Origin of the sequence: Nocardioides ureilyticus, assembly GCF_051280745.1 — a bacterium.
In the GTDB taxonomy this organism is placed as follows: Bacteria; Actinomycetota; Actinomycetes; order Propionibacteriales; family Nocardioidaceae; genus Nocardioides.
The window spans coordinates 83,342-101,262 of sequence record NZ_JBNCOG010000004.1 but is presented as its reverse complement, the minus strand read 5'-3'; the positions used below and the strand labels follow the sequence as shown (position 1 = coordinate 101,262).

The window sequence follows — 17,921 nt, the reverse complement described above, 5'->3', positions numbered from 1 at the left end:
GAGGTGGACAGCTCAGATCTCGCCCGGGAAGTACGCGCAGTTCTCCCAGTCGGGCTCCTCGCCCTCCGCGGGCACGGTCTGCTCGTTGACCAGGCAGGGCTTCATGTAGATCACCTTGCTGGGAAGCTCGCCACCGCCGACGATCGTCTCGATCGTCTCGACCGCCTTGCCACCCATCAGCGGGAAGGGGTTGGCCGGCTCCATGACGTAGGGCGAGCCCTCGCGGATCAGGTCCCACGCGAAGGCGTTGCCGTCGAAGCCCATCGCGAAGACCTTGTCCTCGAGGCCGGCCTCCTCGATCGCGCGCACAGCCGGCGGCGCCAGCTCGTCCCAGCCGAGCCAGATGGCGTCGATGTCCTTGTCGGACTGGAGCAGGTTGGTGAGCTGGGCGTAGGTGTCGTCGACCTGTCCCGGGACCTTGACCTCGATCTCACGGACGACCTCGATGTCCGGGCTCTCGCTGATGACGGCCTCGAAGCCGGCGTCCCGGTCGCGCAGCGCCTGCAGAACCGTCCAGTTCAGCTTGACCACGCGACCTTCGCCGTTGAGACGGTTCACCATCTCGGCGGTGACCAGGCTGCTGTTGATGAACTCGTTCGTCCCGATCTCCGCGTCGACGCCCTCGACGAAGCCCCCGTAGATGGACACGAACGGGATCCCGGCGGACTCGGCCTCCTCCATCACGCCCGTCATCTGGGCGTTCGGCGAGGAGTTGTTGACGATCACGTCGACGCCGCGGCTGATGAAGTCGCTGGCAGCGTTGTTGGTGGCGGCCTGGTCTCCCTGGCCGTCGAAGACCTCGACCGACCAGCCCTTCTCCTCGGCGGCCTCGACGAACTGGTCCTTGATGCCGTTGATGCTCGGCGAGTTGAGGTTGACCGCGACGAATCCGATCTCGAGGTCCTCCACCGGACCGGTGGCCTCCTCGGCGCCGCTGTCGCCGCCGTTCTCGCTGCTGTCGGGCGTGTTTGTGCTGGCGGGCTCGTCGCTGTCCATCGAACAACCGACGAGCGAGAGAGTGGCAGCGACGGCGACCGCCGTCATGCGGATGGTGCGCTTCATTCCGTGCTCCTTGAAGGCAGGTGGATCACATGGGTGGATGTTGGACAGGGGTCACGCGTCGGCGCTGCGCAGCAGGGACTTGACCACCTTGCCGCCGGGATTGCGCGGTAGCTCGTCCCGGACCTCGACCACGGAGGGGACCTTGTAGTGGGCGAGGTGCTCCCGGCAGAAGTTCCTGAGCTCCTCGGAGGTCAGGCCATGGCCAGGCTTGGCGACCACGTGGGCGACCACGCGCTCGCCGTACTGCTCGTCCGGAACGCCGACGACAGCGGCGTCCAGCACCCCCGAGTGCTGGTGGAGGACGTTCTCGACCTCGAAGCTGTAGACGGACTCGCCGCCCCGCTTGATGACGTCCTTGAGGCGGTCCCGGAGGACCACGAAGCCGTCCTCGATGACGGCGGCGTCGCCGGTGGCGATCCAGCCGTCCTCGTCGGTCAGCGGGGCAAGACCGTCGGCGGTCCAGTAGCCCATCGCCACCTGGCCGCCGCGGACGACGATCTCCCCGATCTCCCCCTCGGCGACGTCGTGGCCGATGCCGGTGTTGACCAGCCGCAGCTCGGTGAGCGGGAGCGGCCGGCCGACGCTGTGGGGCATCCGCAGCACGTCCTCGCCGCCGACGTAAGTGATCATCGAGCAGGTCTCGGTCATCCCGAAGCCGTTGCCGAGCGTCGCCCCGGGCATCGCGGCACGCATCCGGTCGAGCAGTGCGGTCGGCATGGGCGCACCGCCGAAGAGCGCCAGCCGGAGGTTCGAGAGCCCACCGTCCTGCTCGCCGGCGCACTCGAGGATCCGCCACCACATCGTCGGCGCGCCGACGGTGGACGTGCACCCGTGCTCGCGGATGGCCGCGAGGGCACGGCCGGCCTCGAAGCCGTCGAGGAGGTAGGCGGTGGCGCCGAGGAGCACGACGGGCACGGTCTGCGAGCAGAGCCCGGTGATGTTGAACTGCGGCACCATCAGGAGCTCGACGTCCTCGGGCCGCCGTCCGATGACGGTGGTGCAGGTGACGGCGTTCTGCAGGGCGTTGCCGTGGCTGATCACGACCCCCTTGGGCCGACCCGTCGTGCCCGAGGTGTACATGATCGCGGCGGGCGCTGACCCGCCCGGGGTGTCCGCGGGCAGGGCGCCGACCGGCTCGTCGGAGAGGAGGCGACCGTCCCCGTCGGCCACGGCCACCCGGATCGGGGTCCCGCCCTCGACGCCAGCGACGGCGGAGCCGGCGAGCTCCTCCATGCCGGCGCCGACCAGCAGCAGGCGGGCACCGCTGTCCTGCAGGAGGACGGTGAGGTCCGTGCCGGTCAGACGGTGGTTGAGCGGCACCGCGATGGCGCCGGCCGCCCAGACGGACAGGACCCCGACGGTGAAGGTGATGCCGTTGCCGGCGAGCACGGCGACCCGGTCGCCGGCGCCGACCCCCGCCGACCGCAGCCGGCCGGCCAGGGCGTCGGTCTCCCGTCCGACCTCCGCCCAGGTGAGCCGGGCGCTCGGGGTGACGAGGGCCGGGTAATCGCCACGCTCGGCAACCGTCCGGCGGAGCATGTCGACGAGGTCCACGGGGAGTGGGACGTCGTAGTGCCGGATGCCGCGCTCGTCGGTCCGCGTCGGGACGGCGGGGCCGCTCACTCTGTCTGTCCCGACTGCGCGAAGAGGTCCCAGTAGCTGTCGCGGAGGTTGCGCTTCAAGATCTTGCCCGAGGCGTTCCGGGGGAGCTCGTCGACGTACACGACCGCGGACGGCTTCTTGTACGACGCCAGGTCGGCCCTGAGGAACTCGCGGACGTCCTCCGCCTCCGGCCGCTCCTCCCCGGAGGCCACGACCACGGCGACGGGCGTCTCGACCCAGCGTGGGTGCGGAACTCCCACGACCGCGACCTCGCGGACCGCCGGGTGTCGCTCGACGGCACGCTCCACCTCGGCCGGGTAGATGTTCTCGCCGCCGCTGATGATCATGTCCTTGACGCGGTCGACGACGTAGATGAAGCCCTCCTCGTCCCGTCGCACGAGGTCCCCGCTGTGGAACCAGCCGCCCCGGAACGCGTCGGCGGTGGCGTCGGGCGCCTTGTAGTAGCCCTTCATCACCGTGGGCCCGCGGTAGACGATCTCGCCGATCTCGCCCGGTGCCACGTCGTTGCCCTCGTCGTCGACGATGCGGACCTCGACGTTGACGGCGGGCAGCCCCACCGACCCCATCTTCCGCACCGCGTCGTCGGCCTTGAGGAAGCAGGTGTTCGAGGACATCTCGGTCTGGCCGAAGGCGTTGACGATCCCGACGGTCGGGAACGTGTCCACGAGGAGCTCGAGCGTGCTCGGCGGCGCCTGGGAGGCGCCCCAGAGGGCCCGGCGCAGGCCGGAGGTGTCGATCTCCCTGGCGCGCGGCAGCTCGCAGATCTGCTGCCACTGCGTCGGCACGAAGTAGCACATCGTCGGCTTGTGCTTCTCGAGGAGCCGCAGCGACTCTTCGGGGTCGAAGTTCGTCGACGGCGTGATGATGCAGGTTCCGGCGAGGTAGATGAACGGCAGCAGGCCGTTGACGCCACCGATGTGGAACAGCGGCAGGCCCGAGAGCCAGGTGTCCCCCGGCCGCGCCTCCATCTCCAGGATCCAGTTGATCGTGTTGCACACCAGGTTCTGGTGGGTCAGCATCGCGCCCTTGGGGCGGCCGGTCGTGCCCGAGGTGTACATGAGGAAGGCGAGGTCGTCCTCGTCGACGTCGGCGTCCGGCGCCTCCCGCGAGCCCGCCGCGAGCAGCTCCTCGTAGGACTCCGCCCGCCCCTCGCTGCCCCCGGTGTCGCCCGTGGTGGCGACCAGGCGCACGGCGGGCAGCTCCGCGGTCGACTCCAGCGCCAGGGCGGTGAGCCGGCCGTCGGTGAGGACCACCACGGCGTCGGAGTCCTCGAGGATGTAGGCGAGCTCGCTCGGGGCCAGGCGGAAGTTCACGGGCACCGGGCAGGCGCCCAGCTTCTGGCAGGCGAAGAACGACTCGACGACCTCGAGCCGGTTGTACATCAGCACCGCGACCTTGTCGCCGTGGCCGACTCCACGAGCGGCCAGCGCGTTGGCGAGCCGGTTCGTCCTCTCGTCGAGCTCGGCGAAGGTCAACGAGGATTCCTCGAAGACGACGGCCGTCCGGTCAGGCTCCCGGCGCGCGTTGCGCGCGAGAATCTCGCCCAGGACCAGCCGGCGGCTGCGCGCCAGCTCGGTGTGGTGCTGCGTGGAGTTCATTCGCGTACCTCGTCGGTGTGCGTCGTGGATGTGCGTCGTGGGCTGCAGGGCTGGGGATCGCCAGGCCGGGCCGATGCGGCCGGCCCGGCCTGGCGACCGTCGGCTCGTGGCCTCAGAAGATCGCGACCGGGTTCGCCGGCGATCCCGACGCGTTGGTCACGTTGAGCGGCGGCGCCGAGAGGAAGAACTCGTACCGGCCGAGCTCGGCACAGGTGGCCGAGAGGTCCTCCAGCCACCACACCTCGCCGAGGGTGAGGCCGAGGTCCCGGATCAGCCGGGCGTGGAGCGGGTAGACGTGGTCGTACGGCTCCTCGAACGGCTCGACCTCGACCGCGATGTTGTCCATCGCGAGCGCGGCGACGTCCTTCTCCGCAAGCCAGTCGACCACCGCGCGGGTGATGCCGGGAGCACCGACCTTCCAGTACTCCATCTTGTCCTCGAGCTCGTAGAACCACGGCACGTGCCCGGTCCGGACGACCAGCATGTCGCCTTCGCCGACGCTCACGCCCTGGGCCTCGGCGCAGCCGTCGAGGTCGTCGGGCGTGATGCCGTACTGGGGCTGGAGCCGGTCGACGCCCTTGTACTTCGGCAGGTCGAGCAGGACACCGCGTCCGACCAGGGTGTCCTTCATCTGGTGGATGGACCCGCGACGCGCACCGGCGTAGGACTCGACGTTCCCGATCCAGAAGCCGTTGAACATCGTGTCCTTGTAGAAGAAGTGGGAGAGGCCGTCCCACTGGGTGCTGCCCTGCAGCGGCATGAAGATGTAGTCGTCGGTGCCCTGGAAGCCCGGGTAGTCCTGGCCGGCCTTGGTGCCGGCGACGAAGTCCGAGCCGGTGTAGCCGTACAGGTGCACGACGCCGGTGCGGGTCGGGTGCACCGGGCCGGTGCTGTCGAGCGGGATGGCGCAGCTGACGACCTTGCCGCTCTCGATGAGGCGAGCCGCCGCGGCGACGCGCTCCGGCGTGAGGAGGTTCGCGGTGCCCTTCTCGTCCAGGTCGCCCCAACGGCCCCAGTTGTTGGGGGTCCGGTCGTTGACGTACCCGATGACCTTGCCGTTGGCGTCGACCGAGAAGACCGGCGGCGTCCACTCCTCCGACCACTGTCCGTCTGCAGTGCGGCCCATGCGTACCTCCTGGTTGATTCGGTTCCGGTGTTGAGCTGGCGTGAGCTGGGGGCTGTGTCAGGCAGCTGCGACCGTGGCGGCCCAGGCGTCCCGGGTCATCCGGTCGAGGACGTCGGTCACGCGCCGGGGGGCGACGAGGGTTACCTCGCGCTGGACGAGCTCGGTCACGCTCGGTTGGATCGAGCCCGAGCCGCTCGACGGCGCGGGCACGCAGACGTGTCCTCCGCGCCGCACCGCTCGCACGGCGGCGCGGACGTCGGCGCCGGCCACGATGACGGGCGCACGGCCCGAGGGCTCGCGCGCGGCCACCTGGGCACGCACGGACTGGTCGGCGAGCAGCGGCGCTGCGAGCACGACGTCTGCCACGACCCGGCGGGCCATGACGACCTGCGGTGAGCCGTCCTCGCCGACGACGACCACCGTGCCGCCACGGGGCGCCTCGAGCAGTGCGGCAGCCGCCAGGACCGCCTCCCGCAGAGCGGTGACGGACGCGGTCGGGACCGGGGACGTGAGCGTGCGACCGCCCCCGGCCGGTCGGCTGCACCACAGGGTGGCGCCACCGCGGCAGCTCGGGCACGTGCCGCACGAGCGGTCGAGCAGCACCGAGGTGCCATCGCCGACGTCGATCGCGTCGAAGGACCTCAGACCCGTCATGCCACACCTCCCATCCGCCCGACTCGTCGGTCGGTTCGATGTCACGACGCTAGGTAACTCGGATCACACTGTCAAGCGTTACCGGTGATCGCGATCACAACTTGACCAATCCGCCTCGTCCGCCCTGCGCCTGAACCTTGCGAAAGCGGCCCGCCACAGGCGACGATGGGCACCTCGCCGACTTCCACCACAGAGCCGACCGAGCGGCCGGGTGACGGCATCTCCACACTTCAACCGACTGCTTGGTCGGTAGGGGTGGCCAGCGACTAGAGTTCGCCTCGGCAACCAGGGAAGGACCAATGCAACCGTGAAGACAGTGGACCGAGCGGCACGACGCCGCATGTCGGCGAGCGAGCGACGGCAACAGATCGTCACCAGGGCGGCCGGGCTGTTCGACCAGTCCGGCTACTCGAACACGACGATGGACGACATCGCTCGGGAGGTCGGCGTCGCGAAGCCGACGCTCTACCACTACTTCCCCAGCAAGGACGACATCCTCCACGCCATCCACGAGGAGTTCATCGACCTGCTGATCGACCGCCACGAGGCGCGGACCTCGACGGGCCTGCGGCCCGAGCAGCTGCTGCTCGAGGTGATGGCGGACATCCTCGAGCTCATGGAGACGCACCGAGGGCACGTCCGGGTCTTCTTCGAGCACCACCGCGAGCTGCCCGCCGAGGCACGGGGCCCCATCAAGCTCAAGCGGGACCGGTACGAGCGCATCGTGGAGGACCTCATCGTCGAGGGCATCGCCTCCGGCGTCTTCAGGACCGCCGACGCCCACCTGGCCGCTCTCGCCACCTTCGGCATGTGCAACTGGGCCTACCAGTGGTACCGCCCCGGCGGCCGCCTGCGTTCTCGTGAGCTCGCCTACCAGTTCTGGAACTACCTCGTCTACGGGTTGGGAACCGACCAGCTGGGGTCGCCGGCGGCGCGCGCCGTGCCGCCCGGCTGACCCTGCTTCCTCCCGCGCACCGGTCCCCGGTCGCCCCCTGGACGTGTCGACGCCCCGCAGTCCTGTGGACTGCGGGGCGTCGCCGTGAGCGCCGTCGTCAGGCCGTGGTGTCAGCGGTAGTCGTCCACGTCCCACGCCTCGAGCCGACGGCGCACGTCGACCAGGCACCGGGTGGCGTCCGCACCGTCGACCGCCCGGTGGTCGAAGGTCAGCGCCAGCCGGAGGATGGGCCGGATCGCGATGGTCTCCTGGCCGTCCGCGAGGGTGACCACCCACGGCCGGCGCTGGATGGTCGGCATCCCCAGGATCGCCACCTGCGGCTGGTTGATGATCGCGGGCGCCGAGACAGCCCCGACCGACCCCGGGTTGGAGATCGTGAAGGTCCCCGCTCGGAAGTCGTCGGGCCCCGGCCGCCCCTCCCGGAGGCGGTCGGCCAGGTCGGCGATGCCCTGACCGAGCGACTCCACCGTCATCCGCTCGGCCCCGCGCAGCACCGGCACCATGAGCCCACGCGGCGTGTCCACCGCGATGCCCAGGTTGACCTCGCCCCAACGCAACAGGCGCTCGGTCTCGAACGTCGCGTTGAGGTCCGGGTGGTTCAGGAGGGTGGCACACGTAGCCCGGGCGACGAACGGCAGGAACGACAGCTTGGGCCGTCCCTGGGTGGCGCGGTGGGCATTGAGCCGTGCGCGGACGTCGGTGAGCCGACCGAGGTCGACGTCGACCTCGGTCGTCATGTGGGCCGCCGTGCGCCGCGACCGCGACATGTGCTCGGCGGTCAGCCGACGGATGCGGCTCGTGGGCACCGCGTCGTAAGGCACGTCCTCGTACCCGACGGGGAGGCCGTCGGGGCCAGCGGCCGGCTCTGCGGCCGGCTCAGAGGTCGGTTGGGCGACCGGCTGCGCAGCGGGGACAGGAGGCGCGGTCGGCGTCGTCCGCGGCTCCTCGGAGGTCCGGCGCACGTCGTCGCGCGTCACGTGGCCGGCACTGCCGGTGCCTCGCACGGTGGCGAGGTCGACGCCCAGCTCGACGGCCAGCGCACGTGCGGCCGGGGTGACCGCCGGGCGGCCGGAGCGGGGGATCGCGTCGAGGACCCGTCGCACCGCTGACCGGTGGTCGAACGGACCGGGGCGGAGCTGCGCCGGCTCCCCTGGCGTGGTGTGACCCGCCGGCGCCGCCGGGGGGCGGTCGCCGGGCGCGGCCGGGGCCGCCTCTGGGGCCTCCGCCGGCAGGGTGGAGCCGGCCGGGGTGGCAGGAGCCGCGTCCGCGGCCTCGGGCACCGTGCCGTCCGGCGTGACGATCGCCAGCGGCTCGCCGACCTCGACGACGTCGCCCTCGGCGAAACGGCGCTCCGCCAGCACCCCGGCGACCGTGCTCTCGATCTCCGTGTCGACCTTGTCGGTCGCCACTTCGCAGATCGCCTCGCCGACCTCGACGGTGTCGCCCACCTGCTTCAACCAGCTCGAGACGGTGCCCTCGGTGATCGAGACACCCAGACGCGGCATCAGCACCGCGCCGGCGTCGAACACCGGCGCGGACTCGGCCGCCGGCCGGCCTGCCGGCTCAGGCTCAGGGTCGGCCTCGGGGTCGGTGCCCGACTGCTCGGGCGCGTCGCCGAAGGAGGAGGGATCCGGCACGATCGAGGGCGGCTGGGTCGCCTCGTGCGAGGCGGGATCGGACGCACTCCCGGGCGCGGAGGCGGAGTCGCCCACGCTCTCGTCCTCGGTGGCGACGACCGCGAGCGGAGCGCCGACCTCGACCACCTCGTCGACGGCGTACAGCTGCTCAGCGAGCACGCCGGCGACCGTGCTCTCGATCTCGGTGTCGACCTTGTCGGTCGCCACCTCGCAGATCGCCTCACCCACCTCGACGGTGTCGCCGACCTGCTTCAACCAGCTCGAGACGGTGCCCTCGGTGACGGACACGCCCAGTCTGGGCATGAGTACCTGCGCCATGGAGCCCGCCTCCCTAGATCGCCGCGAGCGCGTGGGCCGCGGTCACGATCTCGTCGGCGGAGGGGATGCAGGCCTGCTCGAGCTCGGGGTCCTGCGGCAGCGGCGTGTCGGTCCCGCACACCCGCCACACCGGCGCGTCGAGGGCGAAGAAGGCGCGCTCCTGGACCTGGGCGGCGATCTCGGCGCCGAAGCCTGCCGTGCGGGAGGCCTCGTGCACGACCATCAGCCGGTGGGTGCGCTCGACCGACGCGACGATCGTGTCGATGTCCAGCGGCACGAGCGTGCGGGGGTCGATCACCTCGGCGTCGATCCCGCTGGAGGAGAGCTGGTCGGCGGCGGCGACCGCGCGGTCGACCATGAGACCGGTGGCCACGATCGTGAGGTCCTTGCCCGGTCGAGCGACACGGGCGGAGCCGAACGGAACGACGTGCTCGTCGGACTCCGGCACCGGACCCTTCACCCGGTAGAGGCCCTTGTGCTCGAAGAAGAGCACCGGGTCGGGGTCGCGGATGGCGCTCTTCAACAACCCCTTGGCGTCCGACGGGGTCGCCGGGACGGCGACCTTCAGGCCGGCCACGTGCATGGCGATCGTCTCGAGGCTCTGCGAGTGCTCGGCCCCGGCGCCTCCGACCACGCCTGAGGGGAGCCGCACGACGACCGGCATCGTGAACTGACCGCCGTGCATGTAGCGCCACTTGGCCAGCTTGTGGAAGATCTCGTCCGCGGCGGTGAAGAGGAAGTCGGCGAACTGCAGCTCCACGACGGGGATGGTCCCTCCGAGGGCGGCGCCGGCGGCGCCACCCACGATGAACGTCTCGTTGATGGCCGTGTCGCGGACCCGCATCGGTCCGAACTCGTCGAGCAGCCCGCGGGTGAGGCCGAAGACACCGCCGAGGCGGCCGATGTCCTGGCCCATCATCCAGACGCGCTCGTCACGCCTCATCTCCTCGGCGAGCGCCTCGTTGATCGCGCGTGAGTACCCGATCACGCGGTCGGTCGTCGGTGCTGTCGTCGTCATGCCCACACGTCCTCGAAGATCACGGAGCTGTCCGCCCGCGGCGCCGCCAGGGCGGCGTCGAAGGCCTTCCCGACGCGGTCACGCGCCTCGGCGTCGATGCCGCGCCTCACGTCGTCGGGAATCTGCTCCCCCAGCCGGTGCACCGGGTCGTTGGGGATCTCGTCACCCACCACCTGGTCCTCCCGGTAGGGCTGGCGGTCCCCCTCGTAGTGGCCGCGGATGCGCAAGGTCTTGGCCTCGATGAGCGTCGGGCCCTCGCCACGGCGCGCCCGCTCGACCGCCTCCGCGGTCACCTCGCGGACGGCCACGGTGTCCTGGCCGTCAACCACGACGCCCGGCATCCCGTAGGCCGGGGCGCGGTCGGCCACGTGCTCGGTCGGGCTCTGCTCGGTGAACCGCGCCGAGAGCGCCCAGCCGTTGTTCTCGCAGACCCAGACGACGGGCAGCTTCCACACGGACGCCTGCAGCGCAGCCTCGTGCCAGGTGCCCCGCCCGGAGGCACCGTCGCCGAAGAACACGACGGTCACCCGGCCGTCGCCGAGGAGCTGGGACGCTGCCGCCGTTCCCGCGCCCATGACGAAGCTCGAGCCGAGGGTCCCCCCCTGGCCGAGGACGTGGCGCTCGGCGTCGGCGAAGTGGACGGTACCGCCGCCCTTGCCGCCCGTGCTGCCCGACCTGCGACCGAGCAAGTCGCCGAAGAGTGCCTCCAGCTTCATGCCCTTGGCGACCGCGTACCCGAGGCCGCGGTGCGCGTAGTACAGGTAGTCGTCGGGGCCCATGGCGCTGACCGCACCGACCTGGAGGCCCTCCTGGCCGATTCCCGGATGCCAGAACCCGCCGAAGCCCTCCTTCTCGACGTGCTCCCGGATCCGCAGCTCGGCGAACCGGATCGTGACGACCTTCCGGTACAGATCCAGGTGCTGGTCGTCGGCGACGCTCTCGGCCTCGTTCACGGGGACCTCCGCTGTCTCGGCTACGGACCGACCGCTCGGTCGGTTCACTTCGTGAAGCGTGCCACATCCCCGTGCTCGGGACAATCCCCCCGGACGGCGAACCGGCCGTGCTCGGACGTCGCGGGCAACCCGCGCGTCGACGACGCCTCGGTGTCGGCGATGACTTCCGGCGGGCGCTGTGGTCCTCAGCGGGCGGCGCACTCCCGGCAGGTGCCGAAGAGCTCGAGCAGGTGGCTGACCTCGGTGTACCCGTGATCGTCCGCGACCTTGTCCGCCCACCGCTCCACCGCCGGCCCCGTCACCTCGACGGTGCGTCCGCACTGTCGGCAGACCAGGTGGTGGTGGTGCTGGGACTGCCCGCAGAGCCGGTAGACCGCCTCGTTGCCGTCGGGCTTGACGACGTCCACCTCGCCGGCGTCGACCAGCGCCTGCAGCCCGCGGTACACGGTGGCGAGCCCGACGGACTCGCCCTGGTCGCGCAGCTCCTGGTGCAGCTCCTGGGCGCTGCGGAACTCACCCGACGCCTCGAGGACCGCCATCAACGCCCGCCGCTGTCGCGTCGAACGGGCCGGCGGCGCACCGGCCGCTGCAGCATCTCCGGCGTCGCGGGTCCGGTCGGCAGGAGGGCGCGGCACCCGGTCAGCCTATCCGGCGGGCGGCGACCAGCAAGGCGGGAGACAGCCCGATCCGCCGCCCCGTTGTACCGTGGCAATCCTAATATTCATATGTATAATTAGGCGCTAGGGCGCACTTAGGTGCGCCCTAGCCGAGACCCCAGCCACCTGCCGCCAACCGCCCGGAGACACCGTGACCGACTCCCCCAGCACCGCACCCCTGAGCGGCGTTCGCGTTCTCGAGCTCGGATCAATGTACGCCGCACCTACGGCCGGCCGGATGCTCCGAGACTTCGGGGCTGATGTGGTCAAGGTCGAGGACCCCACCCATGGCGACTTCGCCCGACAGTGGCAACCGGCCCATGAGGGCCTGGCGATCGGCTTCGCCCGGCTCAACGCCGGGAAGCGGTCCGTCGGCATCGACATGCGCTCCGAGCAGGGGCGCGACCTGGTGCGCCGGCTCGCACAGGGGACCGACGTGCTGATCGAGAACTTCCGGCCGGGTCGGATGGAGGCGTGGGGGATGTCGTACCACGACCTGGCCAAGGACAACCCCGGCCTGGTCATGACTCGGGTGAGCGGGTTCGGGCAGACAGGCCCCTACCGGGAGCGCCCGGGCTTCGGGACGGTCGCGGAGACGGCCAGTGGCTACGCGTTCCTGAACGGCTGGCCGCACACTCCGCCGACGTCGCCGCCCTTCGGCTTCGCCGACTCGATCGCGGGCATCTCGGCAGCCTTCGGCACCGCCATGGCCCTGTACCGACGCGAGCTCTCCGGCGTCGGCACCGAGGTCGACGTCGCGCTCTACGAGCCACTCATGTTCATCCTGGGCGACGCAGTGCTGAACTACACCGCGACGGGCACCGTCATGAAGCGGCACGGCAATGCCTCCGGAGCCGCGTCACCGCGCGGGATCTACGAGACCGCCGACGGCGGCTGGCTCTCGATCGCCGCCTCGAACCAGACGATCGCGATGCGCCTCTTCGACGCCATGGATCGCGCGGACCTGAAGACCGACGAGCGCTATGCGACCAACACGGCGCGCATGGCGAACAACGAGTCCCTGCAGGAGATCGTCGGGTCCTGGGTTCGCTCGCACCCCCGCGACCATGCCCTCCGGGTGCTCGAGGACCACGAGGTGGTCGCGGCAGCCGTGAACGACTCGAGCGACATCGTCAAGGACCCTCACTTCCTCGAGCGCACCCTCGTCGACCTGGCCGGCACGGTGCTGGGACCCGCGTTGACCCCCGGCCCCGTCCTGCACGTCCGCGACTTCGCTGGTCCCACGTACCAGGGAGTGCCGACGGTGGGAGAGCACACGCAGGCGCTGCTCTCCAGCGAGCTGGGCCTCAGCGATGAGCACCTCGCGGCGCTGGCGACGGCTGGGGTGGTCAGTGGCTGACGACCGGCACGCGTTCGGCAGGACCACGGGCATGGCCAGCGCCCGTCCACGCGGCGCCCTCGACCGTGCCTGCGCGACATCCGGTGGCGACCCGCGCAGGCGGGCTACGGCGTCAGCCCCGATCGATGCCTACTATTCGTCAGAACCGACTCGACGGCGACGCCGCGATCGAGGAGCCCGGAAGGCAACACCATGACCGCAGCCACACCACGGCCGCAGAAGACCGCGATGCTGGTGGCACAGCGCATCGTCACCGACATCAACCAACGCGGCAACACCGTCGGCGACCGCCTTCCGCCCGAGCGCGTGATGCTCGAGGAGTACGCGGTGGGCCGCGGCACTCTGCGCGAGTCGCTTCGGTTCCTGGAGCTGCAGGGGGTCATCGCACTCAAGCCCGGCCCCGGAGGCGGCCCGGTCGTCCAGCAGCCCGACGCCACGAGCCTGGCGACGTCGCTGACCCTGCTGCTGCAGTTCGCCAACGCGCCGTTCCGGACCATCGCCGAGGCCCGGGGCGGCCTCGAGCCGATGATGGCGCAGCTGGCCGCGGAGCGGATGAGCGACGAGCAGCTCGGCGACCTGCGCCAGAGCGTGGAGACCATGCACGAGCACCTGGACAACCAGGCGGTGTTCCTCGAGGAGAACAAGCGCTTCCACGACGTCATCGCCCGAGGCTCCGGCAACGCCATGTTCGGCTACCTCGTCGACGCCCTGTTGGGCATCCTGGACGGCTCCGCCATCGGCATCGACTACCCGAGGGTCCGGCGTAGCGCCGTGCACAAGGCCCATCTGAGCATCTACGAGGCGGTGGCCACCCGTGATCCGGCGGCATCGGCCGAGGCGATGCGCGACCACATCGATCAGTACCTCAGGTACGCCGAGCGCAAGTTCCCCGACGTGCTCGAGGCGCCGATCGTATGGAGCAACACCTTCTGACCGGGAGCCATGAGCGGGCGGGTCAGCGCGCCCACGGGGAGTCGATCGCCAGCACCCGCGCCAGCGTTCCGCCGAGGACGGACTTCGTCTCGTCGTCGGTGAGACCGAGGCCCTGGATCGCCTCGATCTCCTCCTGCGGGCTGGTCATCGGCCAGTCGGAGCCGAAGACGATCCGCTCGGCGCCGTGGTTGCGGATGAGCCGGCGTACCCGCTCGGGGCGCAGCGTCTTCAGCGTGGGCGGCCAGGACGTCTCGAGCACCACGTCGGCGCCGGCGAGCATCTCCTCGGCGTCGTCGAGGATCTTGTAGCCGCCGAAGTGGCACGCCATCAGCCGCAGGTCCGGGAACTGCGCGGCGATGTCGCGGATCATCCTCGGGCTGGACAGGCTGTTGCGGTAGGCGTCGCCGCCCTCCCCGACGTGCGTGATCACCGCGAACTCGCTGCCGAAGGCCTCGAAGATCTCCCACAGCCGAGGGTGGTTCAACGCGTAGTTCTGGAACAACGGGTGGATCTTCACCGCGGTGACGCCGTGGCGGCGCAGGCTGGCGAGGTTCTCCTCCACCGAGAGGTCGACGTGAACCGTCCCGAAGCCGAAGCGACGCTCGTCGACGAGGTCGGCGACGAACTCGTTGACGCGGTCGACGTGGCGGGCCTCGTTGGCGATCCCGAGGCAGCAGCTCAGGGCGACCTGGCTGCGCGCCATGTCGTCCATCAGCCCGCCCACGGTGCCGTCGCCGCGGGCGACGAGCCCGGGGACGGGATTCGCGCCCAGCGCCGCGTGGGCGATCTTGTCGGGCCAGACGTGGGTGTGTGCGTCGATGATCATGTGAGGCTCACAGCTTCCCGGACTCGCCGCCGTCGACGACGAAGACCGCTCCGGTGGTGAAGGACGACAGGGGCGAGACGAGCAGGCAGGCGAGGGGGACGATCTCCTCCGGGTCGGCCATCCGACCGGCGGGGATCTTCGCGACCCGCTTGGCCAGGAGCTCGGCGGACTCGGTCACCGCCTTCTGGGCGTCGGTGACGAAGGCGCCGGGCGCGATGCAGTTGACCTGCACGTGCTTGCCTGCCCACTCCGCGGCGAGCGCCTCGGTGAACCGGACGACGGCGCCCTTCGAGGTCGAGTAGGCGACCAGATGGGGCTTGCCGCGGATGCCGGTGGTCGAGGCGACGTTCACGATCTGGCCGCCGCCCTGCTCGATCATCCGCGCGCCAGCGGCCTGCGCGAGCAGCATCGGAGCGATGACGTTCACGGCCAGCGCGTCCTGCCAGATGGCCGGGTCCTGGTCGACGAACTTCCCGGCCGGGGCGATGCCGGCGTTGTTGATGAGGCCGTCGATGCGGCCGTGGCGGGCCACGACCTCGTCGACCAGGCCGGCGACCGACGCGTGGTCACGCATGTCGGCCTCGATGATGGAGATCCGGCCCTCGCCCTGGGCGGCGACCTCCGCCAGGCTGTCCGTGCTGCGCGCCGCGGCCACGACGTGCGCACCCTCGGCGGCGAGGCGGATCGCCATCGCCGCACCGAGGCCGCGACTGGCACCGGTGACGAGCACGACGCGGTCGGTGAGCTGCAGGTCCATCACGCACCGCCCTTGGCGAGGCGGCGCGCGAGCGAGTCGAGCAGCACCTCGGTGGCGCCCTCGTAGACTCGGAGCGGGCGGGCGTTGCGGTAGAGCCGCTCGATCTTCGACCCCCGGACGAGACCGAACCGGCCCATCAGCTGCACGGAGCGGTCGACCACGCGGCCGGCCGCCTCGGTGGCGCTGACCTTGGCGATCGAGGAGAGGTCGAGGTGCGCGAGCGGGTCCTCCTTGGCAAGGGCCGCGGCGCGGTAGACGATCGCGCGCGAGGTCTCCACGTCGGTCCACGACTGCGCGATGCCCTGTGAGACGGCACCCAGGGCCATCAACGGCTTCCCGAACTGCTCACGGGTGGTCGCGTGGCGCAGGGACTCGTCGAGGGCGGCCTGGGCCAGGCCCACCGCCGAACCGGCGACGGTGACCCGGAAGACGGCCAGGGTCTGCAGCATCAGCGAGAACGCCTTGCCGGGTACCCCGAGCCGGTTGCCCGCCGGGACGCGGGCGTCCTGGAACGTCAGCTCGCCGAGGATGTGCGGGGCGATCAGGTCGTCGCCGCGGGTGACGGTGAGTCCCGGGGTGTCCGCGGGCACGAGCACCATGCTCCAGCCCTCGCCCTCACGGGCCATGACGCAGTAGAAGTCGGCCGCACCACCGTTGGTGATGAAGGACTTGCGGCCGTTGACGACCAGGTCACCGTCGTCCTCGACGATCGTGGTGGAGACCCCGCGCAGGTCCGAGCCCACGTCGGGCTCGGTGAGGGCGAGCGCCGCGATCGCCTCGAGGCGGCCCACCTTCGGCAGCCACTCCTGCCTGAGCTCCTCCGACCCGCCGACCGACAGCGAGTAGCTCCCCACGCCCTGCATCCCGAAGAGCGAGTCGAGGTGGGCGGAGCTGTACATCAGCGCCTCACGCACTACCGCGAGCGCGAGCGGGTCGAGCACGTCGTCGGTGCCGCCGTACGCCGCCGGGACGACGAGGCGGGCCAGCCCGCTGTCGCGCAGGGCGTCACGCACCCCCGGGTGGACCTCGAGGAAGTCGTCGGCCTCACCCGCGAACGGGTCGACCGTCGTGGCGACCTCGCGGGCCAGGTCCTGAATCCTGCGGTGCTCCGGTGTGAGGTCGAACATCACTCCATCCTTCCCGACCGCTGAGGGTCGTGGCCACGGCCGGTGTCGTCGTGCGCGGGGTCAGCGTCGCTGGTCGAACTTGCGGCCGAGCAGCTCGGACACGATCCGGATCCGCTGCATGGTCGGGGTCCCGCCGGCGATCGCCCAGCCGTGGGCGTCGCGGTGCAGGCGCTCGATGCCGTACTCCTCGGTGTAGCCGTTGCCGCCGTGCAGCTGCATGGCGAGGTCGGAGACCTTCTTGGCCATCTCGTTGGCGGTGCACTTGGCCAGCGACACCTTGAGGGGGTCGGGCAGGCCCGTCGTGGCGTCCACGCTGGCCGCCGCCTGGTCGCGCAGCAGTCGCGCCGCCTCGACCTGGAGGACCATGTCGGCCAGGACCACCTGGACGCTCTGGAACTCCACGAGGGGCTTGCCGAACTGCTCGCGCTCCTGGACGTACTGCACGGTCTTGTCGAGGGCGGCCTGCCCGATCGCGATGCTCATCGTGGTGTTGCCGAGGCGCTCGATCGAGAAGATGCCGAAGAGCTTCCCGAAGTCGCCGGCAGGGACCACGAGGTTCTCGGCGGGGACCTGGACGTTGTCCATGACGACGTCGGCCGAGGGGATGCCGCGGAAGCCCATGAGCCGCTCGCCGGGGCCGAAGCTCAAGCCCGGCGTGCCCTTGTCGACGACGACGGCGCCGATGCCCTTCGCGCCGGGCGCGTCGGAGAGGCGGCAGTAGACGAGGTACTGGTCGGCCTCTCCCCCGTTCGAGATCCACCGCTTCGTGCCGTTGAGGACGAACCCGCCGTCCGTGGGCTTGGCAGTGGTGCGCATGTCGGTGGCGGCGGAGCCCGCGTCGGGCTCGGAGATGGCCACAGCCATCGTCTTCTCGCCGGAGATGATGGCGGGCAGCCAGCGCCGTTTCTGCTCCTCGCTGCCGAGGTGCGTGATGACCTGGGCGGGGCCGGTGTTCGCCTCGAAGATCTGGAAGGCGGCCGGGCGGCACACCTTGCCGAACTCCTCGACCACGGCGAGCGCCTCGCTCAGCGGGGCGCCGGCTCCGCCGTACTCCTCCGGATGGGCGATGCCCAAGAACCCGAGCTCGCCGAGGCGGCGGCGCTGCTCGGGGCTGATCGGTGTGCGGTCGACGTCCAGCTGCTCGGCCTTCGGCGCGTAGACGTCCTGCGCGACCCGGGCCGCCAGCTGCCGGATCTCGGCCAGCTCTTCGTGAGCGGTCATGGCCACCTCCTCGGTTGTAATCATTATCCTAGATTCCGGTTCGGCGGCCCGTCAACACCTTCGACCAGACCCGACCTCGAACCCCCGGTCTGCCGCG

The 17,921-nt window shown here is 70.9% G+C and carries 16 protein-coding genes; 3 read left to right on the top strand and 13 right to left on the bottom strand.

Annotation, left to right across the window (positions count from 1 at the left end; all coding sequences use genetic code 11):
• Positions 1–12: 12 nt before the first annotated feature.
• From ACSMHG_RS03635 to ACSMHG_RS03615, 5 genes are all read right to left on the bottom strand, one after another.
• Positions 13–1,062 carry a sugar ABC transporter substrate-binding protein gene (locus ACSMHG_RS03635; protein ID WP_435742025.1) on the bottom strand — a complete coding sequence of 350 codons (1,050 nt, stop codon included), beginning with the start codon at positions 1,060–1,062 and terminating at the stop codon, positions 13–15.
• 51 nt (positions 1,063–1,113) lie between these two features.
• Positions 1,114–2,685, bottom strand: coding sequence for a class I adenylate-forming enzyme family protein (locus ACSMHG_RS03630; protein ID WP_435742024.1), 1,572 nt, complete (start codon positions 2,683–2,685; stop codon positions 1,114–1,116).
• The gene (locus ACSMHG_RS03625; RefSeq protein ID WP_435742023.1) at positions 2,682–4,283 is read right to left on the bottom strand and encodes an acyl-CoA synthetase; all 1,602 of its coding nucleotides are present in this window, start codon (positions 4,281–4,283) and stop codon (positions 2,682–2,684) included. The genes ACSMHG_RS03630 and ACSMHG_RS03625 overlap by 4 nt, the downstream gene beginning before the upstream one ends.
• Before the next feature lie 112 nt (positions 4,284–4,395).
• Positions 4,396–5,409, bottom strand: coding sequence for a cyclase family protein (locus ACSMHG_RS03620; RefSeq protein WP_435742022.1), 1,014 nt, complete (start codon positions 5,407–5,409; stop codon positions 4,396–4,398).
• 57 nt (positions 5,410–5,466) lie between these two features.
• A complete protein-coding gene (locus ACSMHG_RS03615) occupies positions 5,467–6,063 on the bottom strand; it encodes a hypothetical protein (RefSeq protein ID WP_435742021.1) in 597 nt (198 codons plus the stop codon).
• 307 nt (positions 6,064–6,370) lie between these two features.
• Between ACSMHG_RS03615 and ACSMHG_RS03610 the strand changes: the two genes are divergently transcribed.
• Positions 6,371–7,018, top strand: coding sequence for a TetR/AcrR family transcriptional regulator (locus ACSMHG_RS03610; RefSeq protein WP_435742020.1), 648 nt, complete (start codon positions 6,371–6,373; stop codon positions 7,016–7,018).
• 110 nt (positions 7,019–7,128) lie between these two features.
• Here the strand turns inward: ACSMHG_RS03610 and sucB are convergent, their stop codons facing one another.
• From sucB to ACSMHG_RS03590, 4 genes are all read right to left on the bottom strand, one after another.
• A complete protein-coding gene (gene sucB / locus ACSMHG_RS03605; RefSeq protein ID WP_435742019.1) occupies positions 7,129–8,973 on the bottom strand; it encodes a 2-oxoglutarate dehydrogenase, E2 component, dihydrolipoamide succinyltransferase in 1,845 nt (614 codons plus the stop codon).
• Positions 8,974–8,986: 13 nt separating this feature from the next.
• Complete coding sequence (locus ACSMHG_RS03600; RefSeq protein ID WP_435742018.1) at positions 8,987–9,991, bottom strand: alpha-ketoacid dehydrogenase subunit beta; 1,005 nt, start codon at positions 9,989–9,991, stop codon at positions 8,987–8,989.
• Positions 9,988–10,944 carry a thiamine pyrophosphate-dependent dehydrogenase E1 component subunit alpha gene (locus tag ACSMHG_RS03595; protein WP_435742016.1) on the bottom strand — a complete coding sequence of 319 codons (957 nt, stop codon included), beginning with the start codon at positions 10,942–10,944 and terminating at the stop codon, positions 9,988–9,990. The genes ACSMHG_RS03600 and ACSMHG_RS03595 overlap by 4 nt, the downstream gene beginning before the upstream one ends.
• A gap of 185 nt (positions 10,945–11,129) precedes the next feature.
• The gene (locus ACSMHG_RS03590; protein ID WP_435742015.1) at positions 11,130–11,579 is read right to left on the bottom strand and encodes a Fur family transcriptional regulator; all 450 of its coding nucleotides are present in this window, start codon (positions 11,577–11,579) and stop codon (positions 11,130–11,132) included.
• 172 nt (positions 11,580–11,751) lie between these two features.
• On the opposite strand from ACSMHG_RS03590, the gene ACSMHG_RS03585 reads away from it, so the two are divergent.
• Together ACSMHG_RS03585 and ACSMHG_RS03580 are read left to right on the top strand one after the other, a co-directional pair.
• Positions 11,752–12,960, top strand: a complete 1,209-nt coding sequence (locus tag ACSMHG_RS03585; RefSeq protein WP_435742014.1) for a CaiB/BaiF CoA transferase family protein — start codon at positions 11,752–11,754, stop codon at positions 12,958–12,960.
• A 192-nt stretch (positions 12,961–13,152) separates the two neighbouring features.
• Positions 13,153–13,893 (top strand): FadR/GntR family transcriptional regulator, encoded by a 741-nt coding sequence (locus tag ACSMHG_RS03580; protein WP_435742013.1) that lies wholly within the window; start codon positions 13,153–13,155, stop codon positions 13,891–13,893.
• A gap of 22 nt (positions 13,894–13,915) precedes the next feature.
• Here ACSMHG_RS03580 and ACSMHG_RS03575 read toward each other — a convergent pair whose 3' ends face one another.
• From ACSMHG_RS03575 to ACSMHG_RS03560, 4 genes are read right to left on the bottom strand one after another with little or no spacing between them, the layout of a single operon-like run.
• Positions 13,916–14,719, bottom strand: a complete 804-nt coding sequence (locus tag ACSMHG_RS03575; protein WP_435742012.1) for an amidohydrolase family protein — start codon at positions 14,717–14,719, stop codon at positions 13,916–13,918.
• A 7-nt stretch (positions 14,720–14,726) separates the two neighbouring features.
• The gene (locus tag ACSMHG_RS03570; protein ID WP_435742011.1) at positions 14,727–15,476 is read right to left on the bottom strand and encodes an SDR family NAD(P)-dependent oxidoreductase; all 750 of its coding nucleotides are present in this window, start codon (positions 15,474–15,476) and stop codon (positions 14,727–14,729) included.
• A complete protein-coding gene (locus ACSMHG_RS03565) occupies positions 15,476–16,603 on the bottom strand; it encodes an acyl-CoA dehydrogenase family protein (RefSeq protein ID WP_435742010.1) in 1,128 nt (375 codons plus the stop codon). The genes ACSMHG_RS03570 and ACSMHG_RS03565 overlap by 1 nt, the downstream gene beginning before the upstream one ends.
• A 60-nt stretch (positions 16,604–16,663) precedes the next feature.
• Complete coding sequence (locus ACSMHG_RS03560) at positions 16,664–17,824, bottom strand: acyl-CoA dehydrogenase family protein (RefSeq protein WP_435742009.1); 1,161 nt, start codon at positions 17,822–17,824, stop codon at positions 16,664–16,666.
• Between the last annotated feature and the right edge of the window lie 97 nt (positions 17,825–17,921).

Bases quoted from the DNA above. Each gene is read 5' to 3' on its own strand.
- ACSMHG_RS03635 (WP_435742025.1), bottom strand. From the start codon at position 1,062: ATGAAGCGCACCATCCGCATGACGGCGGTCGCCGTCGCTGCCACTCTC.
- ACSMHG_RS03625 (WP_435742023.1), bottom strand. From the start codon at position 4,283: ATGAACTCCACGCAGCACCACACCGAGCTGGCGCGCAGCCGCCGGCTG.
- ACSMHG_RS03620 (WP_435742022.1), bottom strand. From the start codon at position 5,409: ATGGGCCGCACTGCAGACGGACAGTGGTCGGAGGAGTGGACGCCGCCG.
- ACSMHG_RS03615 (WP_435742021.1), bottom strand. From the start codon at position 6,063: ATGACGGGTCTGAGGTCCTTCGACGCGATCGACGTCGGCGATGGCACC.
- sucB (WP_435742019.1), bottom strand. From the start codon at position 8,973: ATGGCGCAGGTACTCATGCCCAGACTGGGCGTGTCCGTCACCGAGGGC.
- ACSMHG_RS03600 (WP_435742018.1), bottom strand. From the start codon at position 9,991: ATGACGACGACAGCACCGACGACCGACCGCGTGATCGGGTACTCACGC.
- ACSMHG_RS03580 (WP_435742013.1), top strand. From the start codon at position 13,153: ATGACCGCAGCCACACCACGGCCGCAGAAGACCGCGATGCTGGTGGCA.
- ACSMHG_RS03575 (WP_435742012.1), bottom strand. From the start codon at position 14,719: ATGATCATCGACGCACACACCCACGTCTGGCCCGACAAGATCGCCCAC.
- ACSMHG_RS03570 (WP_435742011.1), bottom strand. From the start codon at position 15,476: ATGGACCTGCAGCTCACCGACCGCGTCGTGCTCGTCACCGGTGCCAGT.
- ACSMHG_RS03565 (WP_435742010.1), bottom strand. From the start codon at position 16,603: ATGTTCGACCTCACACCGGAGCACCGCAGGATTCAGGACCTGGCCCGC.
- ACSMHG_RS03560 (WP_435742009.1), bottom strand. From the start codon at position 17,824: ATGACCGCTCACGAAGAGCTGGCCGAGATCCGGCAGCTGGCGGCCCGG.